Annotated in this window: 14 protein-coding genes; 7 read left to right on the top strand and 7 right to left on the bottom strand. The window is 70.2% G+C overall.

Translation table 11 applies throughout. The annotated features are described in order from the left end of the window. Position 1: 1 nt before the first annotated feature. Both fxsT and AB5J73_RS04290 read left to right on the top strand, forming a co-directional pair. Positions 2 to 4,468 (top strand): FxSxx-COOH system tetratricopeptide repeat protein, encoded by a 4,467-nt coding sequence (fxsT, locus tag AB5J73_RS04295; protein ID WP_370968356.1) that lies wholly within the window; start codon positions 2 to 4, stop codon positions 4,466 to 4,468. Between the two features lie 391 nt (positions 4,469 to 4,859). Beyond that, the gene (locus tag AB5J73_RS04290; RefSeq protein ID WP_370968354.1) at positions 4,860 to 5,117 is read left to right on the top strand and encodes a hypothetical protein; all 258 of its coding nucleotides are present in this window, start codon (positions 4,860 to 4,862) and stop codon (positions 5,115 to 5,117) included. A gap of 21 nt (positions 5,118 to 5,138) precedes the next feature. Here AB5J73_RS04290 and AB5J73_RS04285 read toward each other — a convergent pair whose 3' ends face one another. The 3 genes from AB5J73_RS04285 to AB5J73_RS04275 all read right to left on the bottom strand — a co-directional run bounded on the left by AB5J73_RS04285 (position 5,139) and on the right by AB5J73_RS04275 (position 8,440). Beyond that, a complete protein-coding gene (locus AB5J73_RS04285; RefSeq protein ID WP_370968352.1) occupies positions 5,139 to 6,920 on the bottom strand; it encodes an HEXXH motif-containing putative peptide modification protein in 1,782 nt (593 codons plus the stop codon). Between the two features lie 53 nt (positions 6,921 to 6,973). Continuing rightward, on the bottom strand, positions 6,974 to 7,162 hold the full coding sequence (locus AB5J73_RS04280; RefSeq protein WP_370968350.1) for a hypothetical protein: 189 nt from the start codon (positions 7,160 to 7,162) through the stop codon (positions 6,974 to 6,976). A gap of 99 nt (positions 7,163 to 7,261) precedes the next feature. After that, positions 7,262 to 8,440, bottom strand: coding sequence for a TetR/AcrR family transcriptional regulator (locus AB5J73_RS04275; RefSeq protein WP_370968348.1), 1,179 nt, complete (start codon positions 8,438 to 8,440; stop codon positions 7,262 to 7,264). Between the two features lie 149 nt (positions 8,441 to 8,589). Here AB5J73_RS04275 and AB5J73_RS04270 point away from each other — a divergent pair, with 149 nt between their 5' ends. Together AB5J73_RS04270 and AB5J73_RS04265 are read left to right on the top strand one after the other, a co-directional pair. Further along, the gene (locus tag AB5J73_RS04270) at positions 8,590 to 9,801 is read left to right on the top strand and encodes an acetyl-CoA C-acetyltransferase (protein WP_370968346.1); all 1,212 of its coding nucleotides are present in this window, start codon (positions 8,590 to 8,592) and stop codon (positions 9,799 to 9,801) included. 8 nt (positions 9,802 to 9,809) lie between these two features. Further along, a complete protein-coding gene (locus AB5J73_RS04265; protein WP_370968344.1) occupies positions 9,810 to 11,981 on the top strand; it encodes a 3-hydroxyacyl-CoA dehydrogenase NAD-binding domain-containing protein in 2,172 nt (723 codons plus the stop codon). A 54-nt stretch (positions 11,982 to 12,035) separates the two neighbouring features. On the opposite strand, the gene AB5J73_RS04260 is transcribed toward AB5J73_RS04265, so the two are convergent. After that, positions 12,036 to 12,626, bottom strand: coding sequence for a flavin reductase family protein (locus tag AB5J73_RS04260; protein WP_370968342.1), 591 nt, complete (start codon positions 12,624 to 12,626; stop codon positions 12,036 to 12,038). Positions 12,627 to 12,731: 105 nt separating this feature from the next. Between AB5J73_RS04260 and AB5J73_RS04255 the strand changes: the two genes are divergently transcribed. The 3 genes from AB5J73_RS04255 to AB5J73_RS04245 all read left to right on the top strand — a co-directional run bounded on the left by AB5J73_RS04255 (position 12,732) and on the right by AB5J73_RS04245 (position 16,616). Next, positions 12,732 to 15,068, top strand: coding sequence for a GH92 family glycosyl hydrolase (locus AB5J73_RS04255; RefSeq protein WP_370968340.1), 2,337 nt, complete (start codon positions 12,732 to 12,734; stop codon positions 15,066 to 15,068). Between the two features lie 43 nt (positions 15,069 to 15,111). Further along, positions 15,112 to 15,585 (top strand): hypothetical protein, encoded by a 474-nt coding sequence (locus AB5J73_RS04250; RefSeq protein ID WP_370968338.1) that lies wholly within the window; start codon positions 15,112 to 15,114, stop codon positions 15,583 to 15,585. A 152-nt stretch (positions 15,586 to 15,737) separates the two neighbouring features. Then, positions 15,738 to 16,616, top strand: coding sequence for a hypothetical protein (locus AB5J73_RS04245; RefSeq protein WP_370968336.1), 879 nt, complete (start codon positions 15,738 to 15,740; stop codon positions 16,614 to 16,616). Here the strand turns inward: AB5J73_RS04245 and AB5J73_RS04240 are convergent. From AB5J73_RS04240 to AB5J73_RS04230, 3 genes are all read right to left on the bottom strand, one after another. Next, on the bottom strand, positions 16,613 to 18,661 hold the full coding sequence (locus AB5J73_RS04240; RefSeq protein ID WP_370968334.1) for an MMPL family transporter: 2,049 nt from the start codon (positions 18,659 to 18,661) through the stop codon (positions 16,613 to 16,615). The two genes, AB5J73_RS04245 and AB5J73_RS04240, sit on opposite strands and share 4 nt — an antisense overlap. Before the next feature lie 114 nt (positions 18,662 to 18,775). After that, positions 18,776 to 19,441 carry a response regulator gene (locus AB5J73_RS04235; RefSeq protein WP_370968332.1) on the bottom strand — a complete coding sequence of 222 codons (666 nt, stop codon included), beginning with the start codon at positions 19,439 to 19,441 and terminating at the stop codon, positions 18,776 to 18,778. A 7-nt stretch (positions 19,442 to 19,448) separates the two neighbouring features. Beyond that, complete coding sequence (locus tag AB5J73_RS04230) at positions 19,449 to 20,513, bottom strand: sensor histidine kinase (protein ID WP_370968330.1); 1,065 nt, start codon at positions 20,511 to 20,513, stop codon at positions 19,449 to 19,451. Positions 20,514 to 20,522 lie beyond the last annotated feature (9 nt).

Genomic DNA, 20,522 nt, shown 5'->3' with positions numbered 1-20,522 from the left:
CATGGCGGAACGGCCGGACGGGACGCCGGGCGACCACGACCTGACGTGGCGCGAGCTCGCCGACGGGATGTGGCTGATGACCACCATCCAGGGCACCCGTCCGCTCGCCGAACCAGCCCGGCCCGAACGTCCGCGCGGCGACGACGCCGAGGCCGCAGCCGGTGAACACCGCCCCGTCGGGCAGCGCCCGCGTGCGGACCCGCCGCCGGATCCCGGAGGAATGTCGTTCGCCCACGCTGTCGAAGCTTCGCGGCCCGATCCGCCGCCGGACCGCGGCCCGGACCTCGAGCAAGCCGCCGGCGACGGCGGCTTGCTCGCACAGCGCAGCCCGCTGACCGCCCCGGAGCCGGACGGCGACGCCGAAGGCGAACAGTCCGCGACGCTCCCGGTGCTGCCCGACGCTCCCCGCCTGGTCCGTGCGCTGCGGCCGTTCAAGCGCAAGGTCCCGTCCCGCCGAGAGGACGACGTCGAACTCGACGAGGAGCGGACGGCCGAGGAGGCCGCCGCGACCGGGATGTGGCTGCCGCACACCCGTCGCCGCCGCGACCGCTGGCTCGACCTGACGCTGGTCGTCGAGTCCGCGCCGTCGATGGCGCTCTGGACGCCGACCGTCACGGCGTTCGTGACACTGCTGGAACGGCTCGGCGCTTTTCGGTCGATTCAGCTCCGGCTGCTCGAAACGGGCAAGACCGGTCAGGCCGAAGGTGGCGTGGTGCTCGGCCCGACCCTGCACGGTGGCACGGCGGAGACCCCGCCGCGCGGACCGCGGGAGCTGATCGACCCGTCGGGCCGGCGCCTGGTGCTCCTGCTGACGGACGGGATGAGCGACGCCTGGCGGCGCGACCTGATTTCGCCGCTGCTTGCCCAATGGGCGCGCGCGATGCCGGTCGCGCTCGTGCACCTGCTGCCGCAGCGGCTCTGGTCACGTGGCGGCGTCGACGTGCAAGCCGCGGAACTGATCAGCCCCGGGCCGTTGCGCGCCAACAGCGCGTACCGTTTGCGGCTCACCGACGCGCTGCTCGACGCGGCGGAAACCGCCTCGCTGGTCAAAGGCGCGGTCGCCGTCCCGGTGCTGGAACTGGCCGAGCGGTGGTTCCGCTGGTGGGCCGGCCTCGTCACCGGGGACGGCGGAAGACCCCGCCCGGCCGCGGTCGTCCTGGCGCGGGATTCGCCTCGCCCGGCCGACGCGGAACCCGCTGAAAACGCACCGGAACGCGTCGCCGCCACAGCGACCGAACAAGTGAAACACTTTCACAGCATGGCTTCGCCGCCCGCGTTCCGTCTGGCCACCCTGCTGGCGGCGGTTCCGGTGGACGTGGGCGTGGCGCGGGCCTTGCAGGCCGAATTGCTGCCCGGGTCCGGGCCCGGCCACCTCGCCGAGGTGTTCACCTCGGGCCTGCTGGAACGAGCCCGTGACGGATCGCCGTGGGACCGCACCACGTGGGAATTTTCCGCCCAGGTAAGGGAAGTCCTGCTGCGTGGCGCGCGCCGGTCGGACACCGCGCACGCGGTGATCACGGCGTCGCGGCGGTTCGGCGAACGCAGTCCGGTGCTCGCGCGGCTCCACGCGGCGCTGGCGGAACCGGACGCCACTCCGGATCCCGAGCCGGCCGCCGCGACGGCGGCCGAGATAGCACTCGAACGCGACGTGATGCGTGCGCTCTCGGGGCCGTACCTTTCCCGTGCCGACCGTCTGGCGAGTAGGATCGGGGAGCCAGGTGGCGGTTTACGTAGATCCACTATGGACACTAGTATCCCGGCGGTGAGCGAGACCATGTCGCAGGAACTCGAAAGCAAGAGATACTCGGGTGATCCTGCATCCGTCGTCCATCCCGACACCAGGACCAGCAGGTATTCCGCGTCGCCGATCGAAGCGCCGACCGCCGTGCAGACGAAGATCGTCCGCGAGATCGCGGACACGACCGTCCGGAGCGAACGCCGTTCCGGTGATGACGCGCCACCCGTTTGGGGAACGGTTCCGCCCAAGAACCCCAATTTCACCGGAAGGCGTGAACTGCTCGATCAATTGGGCGAACGGCTCGGAGCGGGAACGACTGCCGTCCTGCCCGCGGCATTGCACGGAATGGGTGGCATCGGCAAGACGCAGATGGCCGTGGAGTACATCTACCGGCACCTGCAGGACTACGACATCGTCTGGTGGATCCAGGCCACACAGGCCACGCAGATCCGGAAGTCGCTCACCGAACTGGCCCAGCACCTGGGGCTGCCGGGCGCCGACGAAGCCATCACCGCCGTGCCCGCGGTGCGGGAAGCCCTGCGGCTCGGCCGGCCCTACCGGCGCTGGCTGCTGGTCTTCGACTCCGCCGAAGACCCGGAAATGGTCCGCCCGTTCTTCCCGGTCGACGGACCGGGCCAGATCCTCGTGACTTCGCGCAACCCCGGCTGGGCCGGAATCGCACGGCCGCTTGAGGTCGCCGTCTTCCAACGCGACGAGAGCAAGAACCTGCTCGGCCTGCGCCGCGCCGGCCTCGCCGACGAAGACTCCGACCTGATCGCGGAGAAGCTCGGTGACCTGCCGCTGGCCATCGAGCAGGCGGCCGCGTGGCTCGCCGAGACGGGCATGCCGGCCGAGGAGTACCTGCGGCTGTTCGACGAGAAGGTCACCGAAATCCTCGACACCTCCGCCCCGAGCGACTACGAGGTTTCGGTCGCGGCCGCGTGGAACGTGTCGTTCGACGAGCTGAGCTCCCGCAGCCCGGCGGCCCACCAGCTCCTGCAGGTCTGCGCGTTCTTCGCCCCGGAGCCGATTGCCCGGAGCGTGTTCGCCGGGGTGCGTGGTGTTTCGGTGGCCCCCGAACTCGACGCGGCCCTGCGTGATCCGATGCGCCTGGGCCGCGCGATCCGCGACATCAACCGCTACGGCCTGGCGAAGATCGATCACCGCAGTGACACCCTGCTGTTGCACCGGCTGGTGCAGCTGGTGCTGCGCAACAGAATGGACGATCAGCACCGCCTGGGAATGCGCCACGGCGCCCACCTGCTGCTGGCGAACCTCGACCCGAACGACCCGGAGTCACCGCAGACCTGGACCCGCTACCAGGAGATCCTGCCGCACATCTACGACACCGAGCTGATCGACTGCACCGATCCGTGGGTGCGGCAGCTGGTGATCAACCTGTTCAAGTTCCTCTACCACTGGGGTGACCACCAGGGTGCGCTGACGCTCGCGGAACGGGCGGTCAAGGCGTGGGCGGCGGACCGTGAGCAACGGCGGATCCATGGTGAGGAACCGGCGGAAGATCCGCCGCTGCTCGAACTCGGCGCGTCCGAACGGCTCGCGTTCTTCTACTGGGTGGTGGGCCGGTACGACGAGGCCGCCGAAGTCGCGAAAGAGACGCGTCGGCGTTACATCGAGGCGCTTGGCGAAGACAGCGAAGACACCCTGAACGCCCAACTCACTTACGCGCTCATCTTGAAGGCGCGCGGCGATTTCGCGGAGGCGCGGAACCGCAACGGGGAGATCTACGAAAAGACGAAGGGCCTGTTCGGCGACGACGACCCGATCACCCTGGGCGCCGCGCACGAATTCATCGTCGCCCTGCTGCTCACCGGCGAATACAAGGAAGCACGCGAGCTGGCGGACAAGACGTACACCCGCCGCGCCGAGATCTTCGGCTACGACAACGTCAGCACGATCGGCACGCAGGTGCTGCACGTCCTGGCGCGCCGGGAACTGGGGCACTACCCGTGGGCGCGCATCGAAATGGAGCGCATCGCGGAACGCGCCGAGCGGCTTTACGGCGGCGACAGCGTCGGCACGCTCCGCCGTCGTTACTTCCAATCGGTGACGTGCCGCAAGGACGGCGAGCACGACGCGGCACTCGAATTGTCGACCGACGCTCTGCGTCGGTTCCGCATCCGCTACGGCGACAGTCACCCGAACGCGATGGCGTGCGCCCTCGGGCACTCCATCGACCTGAGGCACGCGCGGCGGTTCGCCGAAGCCCGGGAGCTCGGTGAAGAGGTGTTCGACCTCTACCGCGAAAACCTCGGCGAAGGCCATCCGCACACCCTGTCGGCGGCCCTCGACCTGGGCGTGACCCTGCGCTTGAGCGGCGATCCAGCAAGCGCGCGCGTGACCGACGAACGGTCGCTGGCCCAGTTCCGTGAGAACGTCGGCGAAGACCACCCGCACACGATCGTCTGCGGGATCAACGTGGCGAGCGACTTGTTCGCACTGGACCGCGTGGCCGAGGCGGCGGAACTGGACGCCGATCTCCTCGAACGTTCCCGTCGAGTGCTGGGCGACGACCACCCGACGACGTTGGCCGTGCAGCTCAACCGCTCCCTGGACTTGCGTTCGCTGGGCCAAACCGCGGAAGCGGACCTGCTGTACGACGACGTGCTGACCCGATACCACATGGTGCTGGGCGAAAACCACCCGGGAACGGTCTCCGCTTCGCGTGGAGTGCGCGCGGACTGCGACATCGACCCGATGCCGATGTAGCCGTTTGGCGAACTGGCCGGGCGGGGGCGATCTCCACCGCCCGGCCTTTTCCGTGTCCGAACCAACCCGTTGGCAAATTCTTGAGGATGGCGGGCGCGCTTCGCATTTTTCATCGCCGTCGTGACCAGTAATGGGGAACGCGAATTCCCGACGGTGTTTCCGCTGGTCGTGGCGCAACCTTTGAGGTTGTACTGGTCGCTATGCAGTGAAATTGGTTCTCGGCGATTCGGGCAGGGCTGGTGCTGCTAGCATTTCGTCACCGCAACCCGAACTCTCGGATATCTCGATCTCGTCGGATTGGATCCGGCGTGGAAGGGGCGCCACCTGTTCCAGCAGGTGGCGCCCCGGTACGACAACCCCGCACGCTTCGCAACGGACAGGAGACAGTCGTATGGCCAAGAGTAACCACGACGAGGAGCGCAGCCCAGATCGGCCGCCCGATCACACCGTCTGGTGGGCCGTCGTCGAGGTGCTGACGAGCGGGAAGATGTACGGCCGGCTGTTCAGGCTGCTGTGCCTCATCGCCGCCGTGATCATCGTACTGGCAGCTCTGGCGGTGATCGCTCTCGTGCTGAGCGGCACCGACGTCTCGACCTTGCTCCAGGAGTTCGCGGCGGTTGCCATCGGATTCCGGTTCAAGCTGCGTTAGCGGGGCTGTCGGCGACGCCACTCAATGAGTGAACCGACCCAGCCAGCCGGCGATCGTTTCCACCGGCGGCGTCCCTCCCGGCCCGCCGCGCAACGCTCGATGCACCGCCCGGACCAGTTCCGGGCGGTGCAGCAACGCGCGGGACGCCGGTCCGGTGCTGCGGGCCGCGAGCGCCAAGCCCAAGCCGGCCAGGGCCGCCGGGTCGTCCGGGTTCGCTTCCAGCGACTTCCGGTAGCCGGCCGTCGCTTCCACCGGGCGGCCGGCCACGAAGTGCAGGTCCGCTTCCGTGGCGCCCGGGACCGCGGATCCCTGCGCGGCGAACCGCGTAGCACCGTCGGGGCCGAGGCGAAGGCGGATCAGGTCCGTGCGGGCGTCGTGCCAGTCGCCGTCCGGGACCGGGGTCGGGACCCGCGGCTCGGGCAAGGCGGCGAACCGTGGTCGCGCCAGTCCGGCGCGCCAGGCCGCTGCCAGCTCCGCGACCGCGCCGGCGTCGGGGCGGAGGTGCCTGGTCCGCCAGGCCGCATAGTGGTCTTCGGCCGCGAACCGCGCCCAGGTTCGAGGGGCCGCGGCGACCGGCTCGTCCTGCCACGGCTCGAGTTCGGCGGCGATACCCGCGAGAAACCGGCGCCCGGCGACGGTGAGGCTTTCGTCGGCGTGCACCACGTCGAGCGTGCGCCGGACCTGCCCGCGCCACAACGCGAACTCGAACGCGGCGAGTTCGTGGTCCGGTTCCGCCGCGGCCAGCGCGCGCCAGAACGACGCGACGCCGAAGAAAGCGTAAATCCCGTGCAGCACGCCACCGATCGGACGGGGGTCGGCGCGCCACGGTGCGTAGAGCCGTTCCCGCGGGTCGTCCACGCTGAGCCGGACGAGGTGGAGCAGTCCGCCCAGCCGGATGTGGTGGAACTCGTGCACCAGCGCGGCCGCCAGCGTCGCGGGATCTTCGCCGTACGCGACGATCGCGCTGCCGAACGCTTCCCCGGTCGACGCGCTGGGCAGCCGGAACGGGACGGTGGGCGCGGGCACGATCGAGTCCAGGCCGACGCGCATCGTGTCCGCGACATCCGGTAGGTGCTCGGCGAGCAGCGACCAGGCGCCGTCGAGCACCGTCCGCCACGATTCGACTTCGACCGGGCTCAGCCGGTCAGGCAGGATCGGTTCGTACAGCCCGCGATAGGGATCCACGTCGTCGAGCCGGACTTCGAGCCGTCGCTCACCGGCCCAGCACACGGTCGTCCGGATCCCGGACCACCCCGGTGCGTCGGTGGACGGGTGCGCCGGCAGGCGGACCACCGAGTGGCGGTTCCGGATTTCGACGTCGTTGCCGTCGCCTCGGACGGTGGCGACGGAGAACGGTGCTTCGGCGCGCAACTGGGCCGAACCGAGCGTCGGCAGTGCCGCTTTGCCCAGCCAGACCGGGATTTCCGTTTCGAACGGGATCCCGGCTCGGACGGCGGCCGCGGCGGCGAGGCAGTGCACGTGCCCGACGTGCACCCAGAACGGGCAGACACCGGTGACGTCCTGGCGGTACAGCCGGGTCGTGTAACCGGCCCACGTTCCGGTGTACGGGTGGGCGAGGATCGCCTCGAGTGCTTGGGGCGCCGCGTGTTCGACGCGGGCCAGCAGTTCCCAGGCCGTTTCCGGAGAGGGGAGCGGGCGGTACAGGTCTTCGGATTTCGTGACCACTTCGACCAGATTGCGCAGCAGCAGGAGCCGTCGGCTCCGTTCGGTCGCCCGCAGTTTGCGCAGCGGCCCGGTACCGCCCTCGCCGCGGGCCACCGCGTCGAAGTCCGACCAGAGCAACTGGTGACGGTTCAGTTCCGCGGCGGGATCCTCGGTTTGCCCGGAAACCATGGTCAGTCGACTCGTTTGGCCTCGCTTCCGCTGGCTGTGACTTGCACGTGCGAGGCCCGTTCCACCGCATGCCGCAACGACTTGCGCAGTTCGCCGCCGTCCAGGGTGCGCAGTCTGGTGAGGGAGACGCCGCCGAGGTCGAGGAGTTCGGATTCGATTCCGTCTTCTGCGCCGGAACGAGCTGCTTGCATCGCGCTTTTCCCCTTCCGCAGGGAGAGCGGACCCCGTCGGCCCGTTTTCATTGTCCCGCATTCCGGGCCGTTTCGACAGGGACGGACGCCGTGCGCCGATCAGGCTACGTCCAGCACCGTGTGCAGGAGGGTCGTCAGCTCCGCCGCGAAGTGGGGGCGGGCCGCCACCCGGCGGGTGCGCGCGAGGTCGTTTGCGATGGTCAGCGCCGCGTGGACGGTGATCTTCGCTTCCCGGGGCGGCAGGGAAGGGTGCACCGCGGAAAGCAGCGTGACCCACTGGGCGACGTAATCGCGTTGCACGCGCAACAGATCCGCTTTGTCGCGGTCGGGCATCGTGACGCGGTCCGCCGAGAACGACACCAGCAGTTCCGGCGTGTGCAGAATCGTGTGCACGTACGACTCCGCCAAGCGACGCAGCGCCGTGTGTTCGTCCGGTGCCTGGAGCGCGCGCTCGGCCGCGAGGGCCAGGCGGTCCGCCGCGCGGTGGCCGATCGCCACCATCAGGGCCGCTTTGCTCGGGAAGTGGCGGTAGACGCTCGGGCCCGCGATGCCCGCCGCCGCGCCGATGTCCTCCATGCTCACGTCGTGGAAGCCGCGCTGGGCGAACAGCGCCGTCGCTTCCGCCAGGACCTGCTCGCGACGGGACGGTGTGCCGAGCCGCAACGAAGGCGGAGACGGCGGCTCGGACGGCGAGGGGAGTGTGGCGTTCAGCACACCCAGCGCCAATTCGACCAGCAACTGGGCGAAGCGGCGGCGCGCCACCGACGTGTGGTGCACCGACACGCTGCCGAACACCGACAGCGCCGCCCAGCACAGCAGCTCCGCGTCTTCGCCGGGCAGTTCGGGGCGCTGGGTGAGCAGCGCTTTCGACCACGCCGACAGCGCGAGCGCCGACCGGCGGGCGATCCCCCGCTGGTCCTCCTTGGGCAGGTGCCGGCCCTCCCAGCGCCAGAGCGCCGCGATCTCCCGGCGCTCGACGGCCTGCGTCGCGAGCCGGCGGAGCAGGGATTCCAGCTGGTCGGAAGGCGGAACGGAGTCAGACAGCGCTTCCGCCGTCGCCGCCTCCAGGTCTTCGAAGCCGCTGAGGACGACGTAGGCCAGGATCGCCTGCTTGTCCGCGAAGTGGCGGTACAGCGCGGGGCCGGTGACGCCCGCCGCATCCGCTATGTCCTTGATGCCGACCCCGGGGAAGCCGCGCGCGCGGAACAGCTCCGCCGCCACCGCGGCCAGCTGGGCCTTGCGGTCGCGGGGGCGCGTGGTGCGCTCGACGTCGGTCATGGTGAGTGAACGATAGCGGCTAACGGCACACCTGCAACCCATTGACACCATGGGGTTATCCGGCGATATGTTAATGGCCATTAGCCCTACTGGTCGGTATCATCGGCCACGGTACGAAGACGTCCCACACGCTCGCGAGGAGTTGTTCTGTGAGTAGCGAGGCCTACATCTACGAGGCGATCCGCACGCCTCGCGGCAAGAACAAGGGCGGTGCCCTGCACGGCACCAAGCCGGTCGACCTGGTGGTCGGCCTGATCGAAGAGCTCAAGGTCCGCCACCCGAACCTCGACCCCGCCGTGATCGACGACATCGTGCTCGGCGTCGTCTCCCCGGTCGGCGAGCAGGGCGCGGTCATCGCGCGCACCGCGGCGCTGAACGCCGGCCTGCCCGAGACCGTCGCGGGCGTGCAGCTCAACCGCTTCTGCGCCTCCGGCCTGGAAGCCACCAACACCGCCGCGCAGAAGATCCGCTCCGGCTGGGACAACCTGGTCATCGCCGGCGGCGTCGAGTCGATGTCGCGCGTACCGATGGGCTCCGACGGCGGCGCGCTGTTCATGGACCCGGCCACCGCGTACGACAACTACATCGTCCCGCAGGGCACCGGTGCCGACCTGATCGCGACCATCGAGGGCTTCTCCCGCGAGGACGTCGACCGCTGGGCCGTCCGCTCGCAGGACCGCGCCGAGGCAGCGTGGTCCGGCGGCTACTTCGCCAAGTCCGTCGTCCCGGTCAAGGACATCAACGGCGTGACCGTGCTGGACCACGACGAGCACCGCCGCCCCGGCTCCACCGTCGAGGGCCTCGGCAAGCTCAAGCCCGCCTTCGCCGGCATCGGCGAGCTGGGCGGCTTCGACGCCGTCGCGCTGCAGAAGTACCACTCGGTCGAGAAGATCAACCACGTCCACACCGGCGGCAACTCCTCCGGCATCGTCGACGGCGCCGCGCTGGTGCTCGTCGGCTCCGAGCAGATCGGCAAGACCTTCGGGCTGACGCCACGCGCCCGGATCGTGGCGACCGCGTCGATCGGCTCCGAGCCGACGATCATGCTCACCGGTCCGACCCCCGCCACCGAGAAGGTCTTGAAGACCGCGGGCCTCAAGCCCGAGGACATCGACCTGTGGGAGCTCAACGAGGCGTTCGCTTCCGTCGTGCTCAAGTGGATCAAGGACCTGCACCTCGACGAGGACAAGGTCAACGTCAACGGCGGCGCGATCGCCATGGGCCACCCGCTCGGCGCCACCGGCGCGATGCTGGTCGGCACCGTGGTCGACGAGCTCGAACGCCGCCAGGCGCGCCGCGCCCTGGTGACCCTGTGCATCGGCGGCGGCATGGGCGTCGCGACCATCATCGAGCGGGTGTGAGGAAAGAAATGGCCGAGAGCAAGACCATCCGCTGGGAGCAGGACGAAGACGGCATCGTCACGCTGACGCTGGACGACCCGAACCAGTCGGCGAACACGATGAACGCCGACTTCCGCGAGTCGCTCGGCGTGACCGTGGACCGCCTGGAGGCCGAGAAGGACTCCATCACCGGCGTCGTCATCACGTCCGCCAAGAAGACCTTCTTCGCCGGCGGCGACCTGAACGACCTCATCCAGGCGAAGCCCGAGAACGCGGTCGAGCTGACCGAGGGCAGCACCCTGATGAAGGGGCAGATGCGCCGCATCGAGCAGCTCGGCAAGCCGGTCGTCGCGGCGATCAACGGCGCCGCGCTCGGCGGCGGCCTCGAGATCGCGCTGGCGACGCACCACCGCATCGCCGCCGACGTCAAGGGCAGCCAGATCGGCCTGCCCGAGGTGACGCTGGGCCTGCTGCCCGGCGGCGGCGGTGTCGTGCGCACCGTCCGGTTGCTGGGCATCCAGAGCGCGCTGCTGAACGTCCTCCTGCAGGGCCAGCGCCACCGCCCGGCCAAGGCGCTCGAGCTCGGCCTGGTGCACGAGCTCGTCGGCACGGTCGAGGAGCTCGTCCCCGCCGCTAAGGCGTGGATCAAGGCGAACCCCGAAGGCGGCGTCCAGCCGTGGGACGTCAAGGGTTACAAGATCCCGGGCGGCACGCCGTCCAACCCGAGCTTCGCGGCCAACCTCCCGGCGTTCCCGGCGAACCTGCGCAAGCAGATCAAGGGCGCGAACATGCCGGCGCCGCGCGCGATCCTCGCCGCCGCGATCGAGGGCGCGCAGGTCGACTTCGACACCGCGATCACGATCGAGACGCGCTACTTCATCCACCTCGCCACCGGCCAGGTGTCGAAGAACATGACGAAGGCGTTCTTCTTCGACCTGCAGACCATCAACTCCGGCGGCTCGCGGCCGGACGGCTTCGAGAAGTACACGGCCAAGAAGGTCGGCGTGCTCGGCGCCGGGATGATGGGCGCCGCGATCGCGTACGTGTCGGCGAAGGCCGGCATCGACGTCGTCCTCAAGGACGTCTCGCTCGAGGCGGCCGAGAAGGGCAAGGGCTACGCGGAGAAGCTGGAGCAGAAGGCCCTTTCGCGCGGCAAGACCACGCAGGAGAAGTCGGACGCGCTGCTGGCGAAGATCAAGCCGACCGGTGACCCGGCCGACTTCGCGGGCGTCGACTTCGTCATCGAGGCCGTGTTCGAGAGCGTCGAGCTGAAGCACAAGGTGTTCGGCGAGATCGAGAGCATCGTCAACGCGGACGCGGTGCTGGGCTCCAACACCTCGACGCTGCCGATCACGACCCTCGCCGAGGGCGTGCAGCGCACCGAGGACTTCATCGGGATCCACTTCTTCTCGCCGGTGGACAAGATGCCGCTGGTCGAGATCATCTGCGGCGAGAAGACGTCCCCGGCGACGCTGGCGAAGGTCTTCGACTACACGCTGCAGATCAAGAAGACCCCGATCGTCGTCAACGACAGCCGCGGCTTCTTCACCTCGCGCGTCATCGGCACCTTCATCAACGAGGCCGTCGCCGCGCTGGGCGAGGGCGTCGAGCCGGCGTCGATCGAGCAGGCGGGTTCGCAGGCCGGCTACCCGGCGCCGCCGCTGCAGCTGATGGACGAGCTGACGCTGACCCTGCCGCGCAAGATCCGCAAGGAGACCCGCGAGGCGATCGAGGCCGCGGGCGGCACGTGGAAGGCGCACGCTTCCGAGGCGGTCATCGACCGGATGCTGGACGAGTACGACCGCAAGGGCCGCTCGACCGGCGCGGGCTTCTACGAGTACGACGCCGAGGGCAAGCGCGCGGGTCTGTGGCCGGGCCTGCGTGACGCGTTCAAGTCCGGCTCGACGGAGGTGCCGTTCGAGGACCTCAAGGAGCGCATGCTCTTCGCCGAGGCCCTCGAGACGGTGAAGTGCTTCGACGAAGGCGTGCTGACGTCGGTCGCGGACGCCAACATCGGCTCGATCTTCGGCATCGGCTTCCCGGCGTGGACCGGCGGTGTCATCCAGTACATCAACCAGTACGAGGGTGGCCTGCAGGGCTTCGTCGACCGGTCCCGCGAGCTCGCGGCCCGGTACGGCGACCACTTCGAGCCGCCGGCCTCGCTGGTCGAGAAGGCCGCCAAGGGCGAGATCTACGAATAGCTGATGGGTCCGTAAAGGCCTCCTCACCGGCTGATGGCGCCGGCGAGGAGGCCTTTACGGCGTTTCGGACCGGAAGCTGTGCCCGAGCTCCGGGCCCAGGCCGAAGTAGTGCCGGAAGTTGTAGATCAACGGGCTCCACGCCGCCGGGTCGATGTGTTCGGTGCCGGGGACCACCAGCTCCGGAGCCGCGTGCACGGTCAGGACCTGCGCTTCGACGATGTGAAACTCTCCGGAGATGTCCGATTGCACGGCCGCGGCCCGCGCCTCCAGCTGCAGCGGACATTCCGCGACGCGCGGCGGACGCACGAGCCGCGACGGCTGTGGCGTCAGCCCCGCGGCCTCGAACTTCGCCCGCTCGTGGCGGAACACCGCCGCCTTGCCCGCCGGAACCGGATCCCGGCCGGTCAGCGGCGCGAGACGCTCCACCGCCGCCCATTGCGCGGAAGCCGGCAGGTTGATCACGACGTCCGGGCGCGCGCGGAGGTTGTCCGCGGTGTGTCCGTTTGCGGCGATGCCGAGCACGACGGTCCAGCCGAGCGCCCAGGCCGACGACATCGGCGCGAGGTTCGGGCTGCCGTCCTCGTTCTCGGTGCTCAGCAGCACCACCGGCGTGCCGAAGTACAGGATGCGCGGCTTGATCTCCATGTCCGCGAACGTAGGTGCCGGAGCGTTCGACGCGGGCCGAAGTGTCCGGCAGCTTGTCCACCTCGAATTCGCCGGAACGCCATCGAAGCCGGTTAATCTCCGCCCATGCGCCGTCCCGTCACGGTGGCACTGGCCGCCGCCCTGCTCGCCTCCGCGTTGACAACGATGTCAGCAGCCGCCGACCTGAGCCCCGCCGACTTCGTCGACCCGCTGATCGGCTCCGCCGGGGACGGCAACACCTACCCCGGGGCCACCGCGCCGTTCGGGATGCTCTCCTGGAGCCCGACCAGCACGCGCGGCGACCAGACGTCGACCGGCGCCGCCAACGGGTACCAGTACGACACCACCCGCGTCCGGGGCTTCGCGTTAACGCACGTTAACGGCGCCGGCTGCAATCCCGGCGCCGCGGGGGACGTGCCGATCCTGCCGTTCGCCGGCGACATCACCTCCTCGCCGACCGCCGACACCACCGACGCGATCTACGCCAGCAACTTCAGTCACGCAGACGAGAGCGCAACGCCGGGACGGTACCGTCTCGGCCTGGCCAACGGCGTCACGACGGACGTCGCGGCGACCGCGCGGACCGCGATCGGCACGCTGACGTACCCGCGGGACAAACCCGCGAGCCTGCTCTTCCGCACGTCGAACTCGCTCAACGGCAGCGAGGACGCCGAAACGCACCTCGACCCGGCGAACCGCCAGGTCACCGGGTCGGTGCTGACCGGCGCGTTCTGCGGCCGCCGCGCGAACGGCGGCGTCAACAACCGCAAGTCCTACTACCGCCTCCACTTCACCGCGCGGTTCGACCAGCCCTTCACCGGCACCGGCACGTGGAAGGACGCGACGCTCCAGCCCGGAGGTCTCGACCAGACCGGCGGCGAAGGCTACGCGACGGGCAAGGACCGCGCGGGACGCGGCTCGGGCGGTTACGTCACCTTCGCACCCGGCAGCAAGGTCACCATGCGGCTCGCGATCTCGTACGTCTCCCTCGACGGCGCCGAACGCAACCTGCGCGCCGAGCAGCCCTCGAAGTCCACCGTGGACAGCGTCGCCGGCGCGACGAAGCGGGCCTGGAACACCGAACTGAGCCGGATCGACGTCGGCGGCGGGACGGCCAGCCAGCGGATCGTCTTCACCACGGCGCTCTACCACAGCCTCCAGCAGCCCAACCTCGTCAGCGACGTCGACGGCCGGTACCTCGGGATGGACCGGCAGGTCCACCGCGTCGAACCGGGGCAGGACGCGCAGTACTCCAACTTCTCCGGCTGGGACCAGTACCGCGCCCAGATCCAGCTGCTGGCGCTGCTCGAACCGCGCGTCGCCGGGAACTTCGCGCAGTCGCTCTACAACTACGCGAAGCAGAATGACGGCGTCTGGGACCGCTGGGTGCACGTCAACGGCGCGACGCACGTGATGACCGGCGACCCGTCGGCAGCGACGCTCGCGACGTTTTACGCGATGGGCGTCCGCAACTTCGACTACCGCGGCGCGTTCGATTCCCTCTACAAGCAGGCGACTGTCCCGCGACCTGAAGGCCTGCAGGACGGCGGCTGTCCCGGCCAGTGCGTCGGCCAGCGGCCCAACCTTACGCAGTACGTGGCGTCCCACTATGCGCCGAACGACGTCTGCCACTGCTGGGGCGGCGCCGCCGAGACGCTCGAAGATGCTGTCGCGGACTCTGCAATCGGACATTGGGCGGAACAGCTCGGGCGGACCAGCGAAGCCGCGGAGCTGCGCGCACGCGGCGCGTACTGGTGGAACGTCTTCAACCCGGAGACCGGCTACGCGCAGGCGCGCAACCTCGACGGCAGCTGGGTGACGCCGTTCGACCCGGCGAGCGACCGCGGGTTCGCGCAGGGCAGCGCGGCGGCCTACACGTGGATGGTCCCGCAGGACGTCTCCGGCCTCGCCGACGCGATGGGCGGCCAGGCGGCCGCCCTCACCCGGCTCGACGGGTTCTTCCACGACGCGAACGGCAACTGGCAGCTCAAGGGCGGCGGACCGCTCAAGTACGACCCGACGAACGAGCCCGACATCCACGCGCCCTGGCTGTACAACGAGCTCGGGCAGCCGGCGAAGACGCAGGAGACCGTCCGGCAGCTGGTGAACTCCGTCTACACGACCGGTCCGGCCGGCCTGCCGGGCAACGACGACCTCGGCACGATGTCCGCCTGGTACGTCTTCGCCGCGCTCGGTGTCTACCCGCGCACGCCGGGAACCGGCGAGCTGCTGCTGTCGAGCCCGCTGTTCGCGACCGCAGTCGTGCGGCCGGCGGGCGGGGCGCCGATCCGCCTTACAACGTCAGGGAGCGGGAAGTACATCGCCGACGTCCGTCGCGGTGGACGGCCGCAGCGGGACTGGAAACTCGACGCGTCCTTCCTGCGCACCGGCGGCACGCTGGAATTCCGCTTGTCCGAGACGCCGACGACCTGGGGGCGCTGATCACCCGATCGGGTTTACCGCCGTCGCGGGTACGGTCTGCGGGGTGGTTTCGCCCGTTCACAGAACGATCTTCTTGGTCGACGTCGAAAAGTACGGCGCCGCGGAGAGAACGACACCCGACCTGCTCGCGTTGCGGAGCGGTCTGTACGGGGCATTGGAAAGGGCCTTTCTCGACTGTGGCCTGCCTTGGCAGGAGTCGCGGCTCGACGACGCGGGGGACGGTCTCTTCGTCCTCGTGCCCGCCACCGTGCCCAAATCGGCTTTCGTGGAGCGGTTTCCGACCGCACTCGCCGAGGCCGTGCGCGCGCACAACGCCCGGCACCCCAAGCAGGCGCAGATCCGGGTGCGGGTCGCGCTGCACGCCGGGGAAATCGCCTACGACGAGCACGGAGTGGCGTCGCGGGCGATCATCAAGGCCTTTCGCCTGCTCGACGCGAAGGTGCTGAAGAAAGCACTCGCCAAATCGGACGGCGTGCTGGCGCTCGTCATGTCCAAATGGTTTTCGAAGAGGTGGTGAAACAGAGCGCGCACGCGAAGGCCGACACCTACCGGCGGGTCAAGGTGAAGGTCAAGGAGACCCGCGAAACCGCCTGGATCGCCCGCCCGGACGACCCATATCCGCCGCCGGCGCGACGGGCCTGGCTGCGGTGGCTGGGCGCGGTGGTCGTCGTGGCGCTCACCGCTGTCGCCGCGGTGCTCCTGTGGCCCGGCGACGACACGTTCCTGGGCGACCCGCGCACCGCGGACCCGTGCGCGCTGACCTACGCCGAGGCGCTGAACGCCTACGGAATGGTCGAGACGTCCGAGGACTACGGCAACTTCAACCGCTGCGACGCGCTCGTGTACCTGACGCAGGACCGCAAGCAGTTCGTCGACGTCCGCGTCGAGTTCGCGAAGGGCGTCTCGGACCCGAGCCTGCCGGTGCACCGGGAAGGGACGCTGGGGATCCAGCGCGCGCCGGCCCAGCCGGACAACTGCGTCCGGCTGGTGCTCCTGCCGGACGACGAGCAGGTGATCTTCCAGGCCCGCGAGACCGGCGAGCGGCCGGTCGACCTGTGCGGGATGGCCGAGACGGTCCTGGCGAGCGCCTTGCTGAAGCTGCAGGAGGGCGAGATCGCCCGGCGCGAGTTGCCCGCCGGATCGCTCGCCGGGAAGGACGCCTGCGCGTTGATGGACGCCGCCGCGGTGACGGCCGCCGTCGGTGCCGGGCCGGTGGAACGGACGGCGGACTTCGCGAACTGGGGGTGCGACTGGGACTACACCGACCACCCCGGCGTGGTGAAGGTGCTCTTCGACCGGAGCGACGCCGAGCACCTCGAAGGCACCCCGGTCGCGTTGCCCGGCTTCGACGCGCGGGTCGGGGCCGCGATGCGCAGCGACACCAGCTGCACGGTTTCGATCGTCTACCGCCAGTACAGCGACCCGAACCACGTGCTGACCGACGAGCTCGTGCTCGTCGACGTCGAGAAGGGCGACGAGCCGCCGGACCGGTTGTGCGCCCCGGCCCGGCAGCTGGCGGACACCGTCGCGCGGCGCCTGCAGGCTTAAGGCTCGAGCGCTAGGTGCGGGAGCCGCCGGTCCAGCCACTTCGGCAGCCACCAGGCCCGCGCGCCGAGCAGCCGCATGATCGCCGGCACGACCAGGCAGCGGATCACCAGCGCGTCCAGCAGCACCGCGACCGCGAGGCCGAGGCCGAACTGCGCCAGCATCCGCGACGGGTCGAGCAGGAACGCGCCGAACACCAGCACCATGATCGCGCCGGCCGCGGTGATCACGCCGCCGGTCGCGGCGAGTCCCTCGCGCACGGCGATCCGTGCGTCGCCGGTGCGCCGCCACTCCTCGTGCATCCGCGACACCAGGAACACCTCGTAGTCCATGGACAGCCCGAACACGATCGCGAAGATCATCACCGGCACGAACGCCTCGATCGGGCCGGGTTGCGCGCCGAACCAGCCGTCGCCGAACACCAGCGTCATGACGCCGAGCGAAGCGCCGATGCTCAGCAGGTTCAGCAGTGCGGCCTTGAGCGGGATGAGGACCGACCGGAACACGACCATCAGCAGCAGCGCGGACAACCCGACGACGACCAGCACGAACAGCGGCAGCCGGTCGGCGACGGCACCCGCGAAGTCGGTGGCGGCCGCGACCGGCCCGCCGACCAGGTAGCGGCCCGGGAGCCCCGGCAGGACCTCGGTCCGCAGCCGCGTCACCAGCTCGGCGGTCGCCGCGTCCTGCGGTGACGTCGTCGGGAACGCGAGGACGGTCCGGCCCATCGGGGGCAGCGCGCGAGCGACCCCCGGCGTCGACACCAGCCGTTGCTGCAGCGCGACGGCGTCGCCTTCCGCGGCGACGACCGCGAGCGGCCCGCTGAAGCCCGGTCCGAAGCCTTCCGCCAGCAGGTCGTACGCCTTCCGCGTGGTGGACCCGGCCGGGTCGGTGCTCGCGTCGGCGAACCCGAGCCGCATGCCCAGTGCCGGGATGGACAGGCCGACGAGGAGGAGCAGGCCGATCGCCAGCGGAGCTGCGGGCCGTCGCTGGACGCCGTCTGCGAGCCGCCGCCACGCCCGGCCGTGCTCGCGCTTCTCCGCGTGCCGCCGGATCCCGCGTTCGAGCCGCTTCCCGAACAGCGAAAGCAGCGCGGGGAGCAGCGTCACCGACGCGAGCATCGTCATCAGGACGGTCAGCGCGACCGACAGCGCGACGCCGCGGAGCCCGCCGAGCCCGAGCGCGAGCAGGCCGAGCAGCGCGATGATCACCGTCGTCCCGGCGAACAGCACCGAGCGGCCGGCGGTGTCGAGCGCGCGCCTCGCGGCCGCTTCGCGGTCGAGGCCGTTCAGGATCTCCGAGCGGTAGCGGGAAAAGACGAGCAGCGCGTAGTCGACGCCGACCCCGAACCCGACCAGCATCATCAGCGGCGAGGTGTAGCTCGCGATGTCGACGTAGTGCGAGACGACCGTGATCACGCCGAGCGTGCTCCCGACGGCGAAGACCGCGGTGATGACCGGCAGCCCGGCCGCGAGCAGTGAGCGGAACAGGAACACGAGGATGACCAGCGCGGCCAGCAACCCGACGCCTTCCGCGGGCCCGCCGCCTCCGGAGATGCGCTCGACGGGTTCGCCGGCGAGCGCGGCCTCGACGGGACTGTGCCCGACCGTGTCGGCGAACTGCACGATGTCGTCGTAGGGCAGGTCGGCGGCTGCCGCGTCGAAGGTGACGGTCGCGTAGCCGATCCGGCCGTCGGCCGACAGCGTCTCGAACGGCCCGGTCACCGACCGCACGTGTGGCTGCAATCGGACATTCTCCAGAAGATGTCCGATTGCAGCGCGCTGCGCGTCGAGCCCGCTATCGGACTTGAACACGATCTGCGCGCTCGTGTCCGATTGCGCGGTGTTCCGCAGCAGGTCGACGACCTGCTGGGACTCGGTTCCGGGCAGCGAGTTGTCGTCGTGGAACGCGTCTCCGGCCAGCTGCGAGGTGAGCGTGACGCCGATGAGGACGAGCGCCCAGAGCGCGACGGCGAGCCACCGGTGGCGCTGCGCCCAGCCGGCCAGTTTCGCCAGGCTTCCCCCGGTGGGGCGAGTGATGGTGTCCATGGCGGACAAGGATTCGCGTTCGGGTGCCTGCTCCGCGTCGAGCACGGGAGGACACTTGCGTTCCTCCCGGCGGTGTCCCTTAAGGCTCGTCCCGTACACCCGGGGGAGTACGGATCAGGGGTTCACCCAGCGCGGCGTCACGGCCCCGGACTCGTAGGCGAGCACGACGAGCTGCGCCCGGTCGCGTGCGCCGGTCTTGGTCATGATGCGGCTGACGTGCGTCTTCGCGGTCGCCGGGCTGAGCGTGAGCTCGCGCGCGATTTCGTCGTTCGACAGGCCCGCCGCGACCAGGGACAGCACCTCGCGTTCGCGGTCGGTGAGCCGGTCCAGCGCCGGCGGCGGTGCCGGTCGGGTGCCGCGCGACGCGAACTCCGAGATCAGCCGCCGGGTGATCGACGGTGCCAGCAGCGCGTCGCCGCGAGCGACCACGCGCACCGCGTGGATCAGCTCCTCGGGCTCGGTGTCCTTGACCAGGAACCCGCTCGCGCCCGCGCGCAGGGCGCCGTAGACGTCCTCGTCGAGGTCGAACGTCGTAAGAATGACGACCTTACTGTGTACGGCGGGGTCTTCGAGGAGGTGCCGTGTCGCGGCCAGACCGTCGAGCACCGGCATGCGGATGTCCATCAGCACGACGTCCGGACGGTGGTCGTGCGCGGCCTGCAATGCCTCGCGGCCGTCCGCGGCCTCGGCCACGACGGTGATGTCGTCCTCACCGTCCAAAATGGACCGGAAACCGGCCCGCACCAGCCGCTGGTCGTCGACGAGCAGGACCCGGATCATCGGCCCATCATCGCACCGGCAGCCGCGCGCGCACCCGGTAACCGCCGCCTTCGCGCGGCGCGGCCGTGACTGCGCCGCCCAAGGCCCGCGCGCGCTCGGCCATCCCGCGGATCCCGTTCCCCGGTGGCGCGTCCCCGCCGCGGCCGTCGTCGTCGACCTGCACGGACAGTTCGTCGGCCCGGTAGCCGAGCCGCACGACGACGGTCTTCGCGCTCGCGTGCTTGGCCACGTTGGTCAGCGCCTCCTGCACCACCCGGAATGCGGCGTGCTCGACGTCCGGCGGCAGGTCCCGCGCGACGCCGTCGATCTCGGTGCGCACGGTCAGCCCGGACGCCCCGACCGACTCGGCCAGTTCCGCGACGCGGTCCAGCGCGGGCCGTTCGGTCCGGAGTGTGCCGAGCGTCGCGCGCAACTCCTGGAGTGCGGTCTTGCTTGCGTCTTTGATGGTCCCGAGGGCTGCTTCGGCCTGCGCGGGATCGCGGCGGTGCAGCGCGGCGCCGGCCTGGACGTTGATCAGCGCGAGGTGGTGGCCCAGTGCGTCGTGCAGTTCGCGCGCGATCCGGAGCCGCTCGTCGGTGGCGCGCGCCCGGGCTTCGGCTTCCTTGGTCCGCTCGGCTTCGGCTCGGTAGTGCGCGACGGCGCCGCCCGCGACCAGCGCGACGAACCAGCCGGTCATCAGGAAGAACGCGAAGTTGTCGACGTGCCGCCCGGTCCGCGAACTGATCTCCCCGACGGCGACCCCGGCCATCGCGGCGACGACGAGCAGCGCGGCCCCGCGGATCCGCCCGGCCGCGGCGGCGTTGAAGAGCGCGTACGCGAAGGCGAGGAGGACGAGCCCGTCCGGGTCGGTCAGCGGGTAGTAGAGGGCGCAGCAAACGAGCGTTAACCCGGCGACGCTCAGCGGGTAAGTCCGGCGGCAGAACACAGCGGCGCAGCAGAGGACGGTGAGCACCCACCCGGCCGCGGCGTGGTGCGCGGGCTTGGCACCGTCGTTGAGGACGGCGAAGAGCGAGCCGACGAGCACGGCGACGACGACCGCGAGCTCGGCCGCGTAGCGCCGCAACCAGGACATGCGCCGAGT

The sequence above is a fragment of the Amycolatopsis sp. cg9 genome, assembly GCF_041346945.1.
GTDB lineage: Bacteria > Actinomycetota > Actinomycetes > Mycobacteriales > Pseudonocardiaceae > Amycolatopsis.
This window is presented reverse-complemented; position numbering and strand designations above follow the sequence as displayed.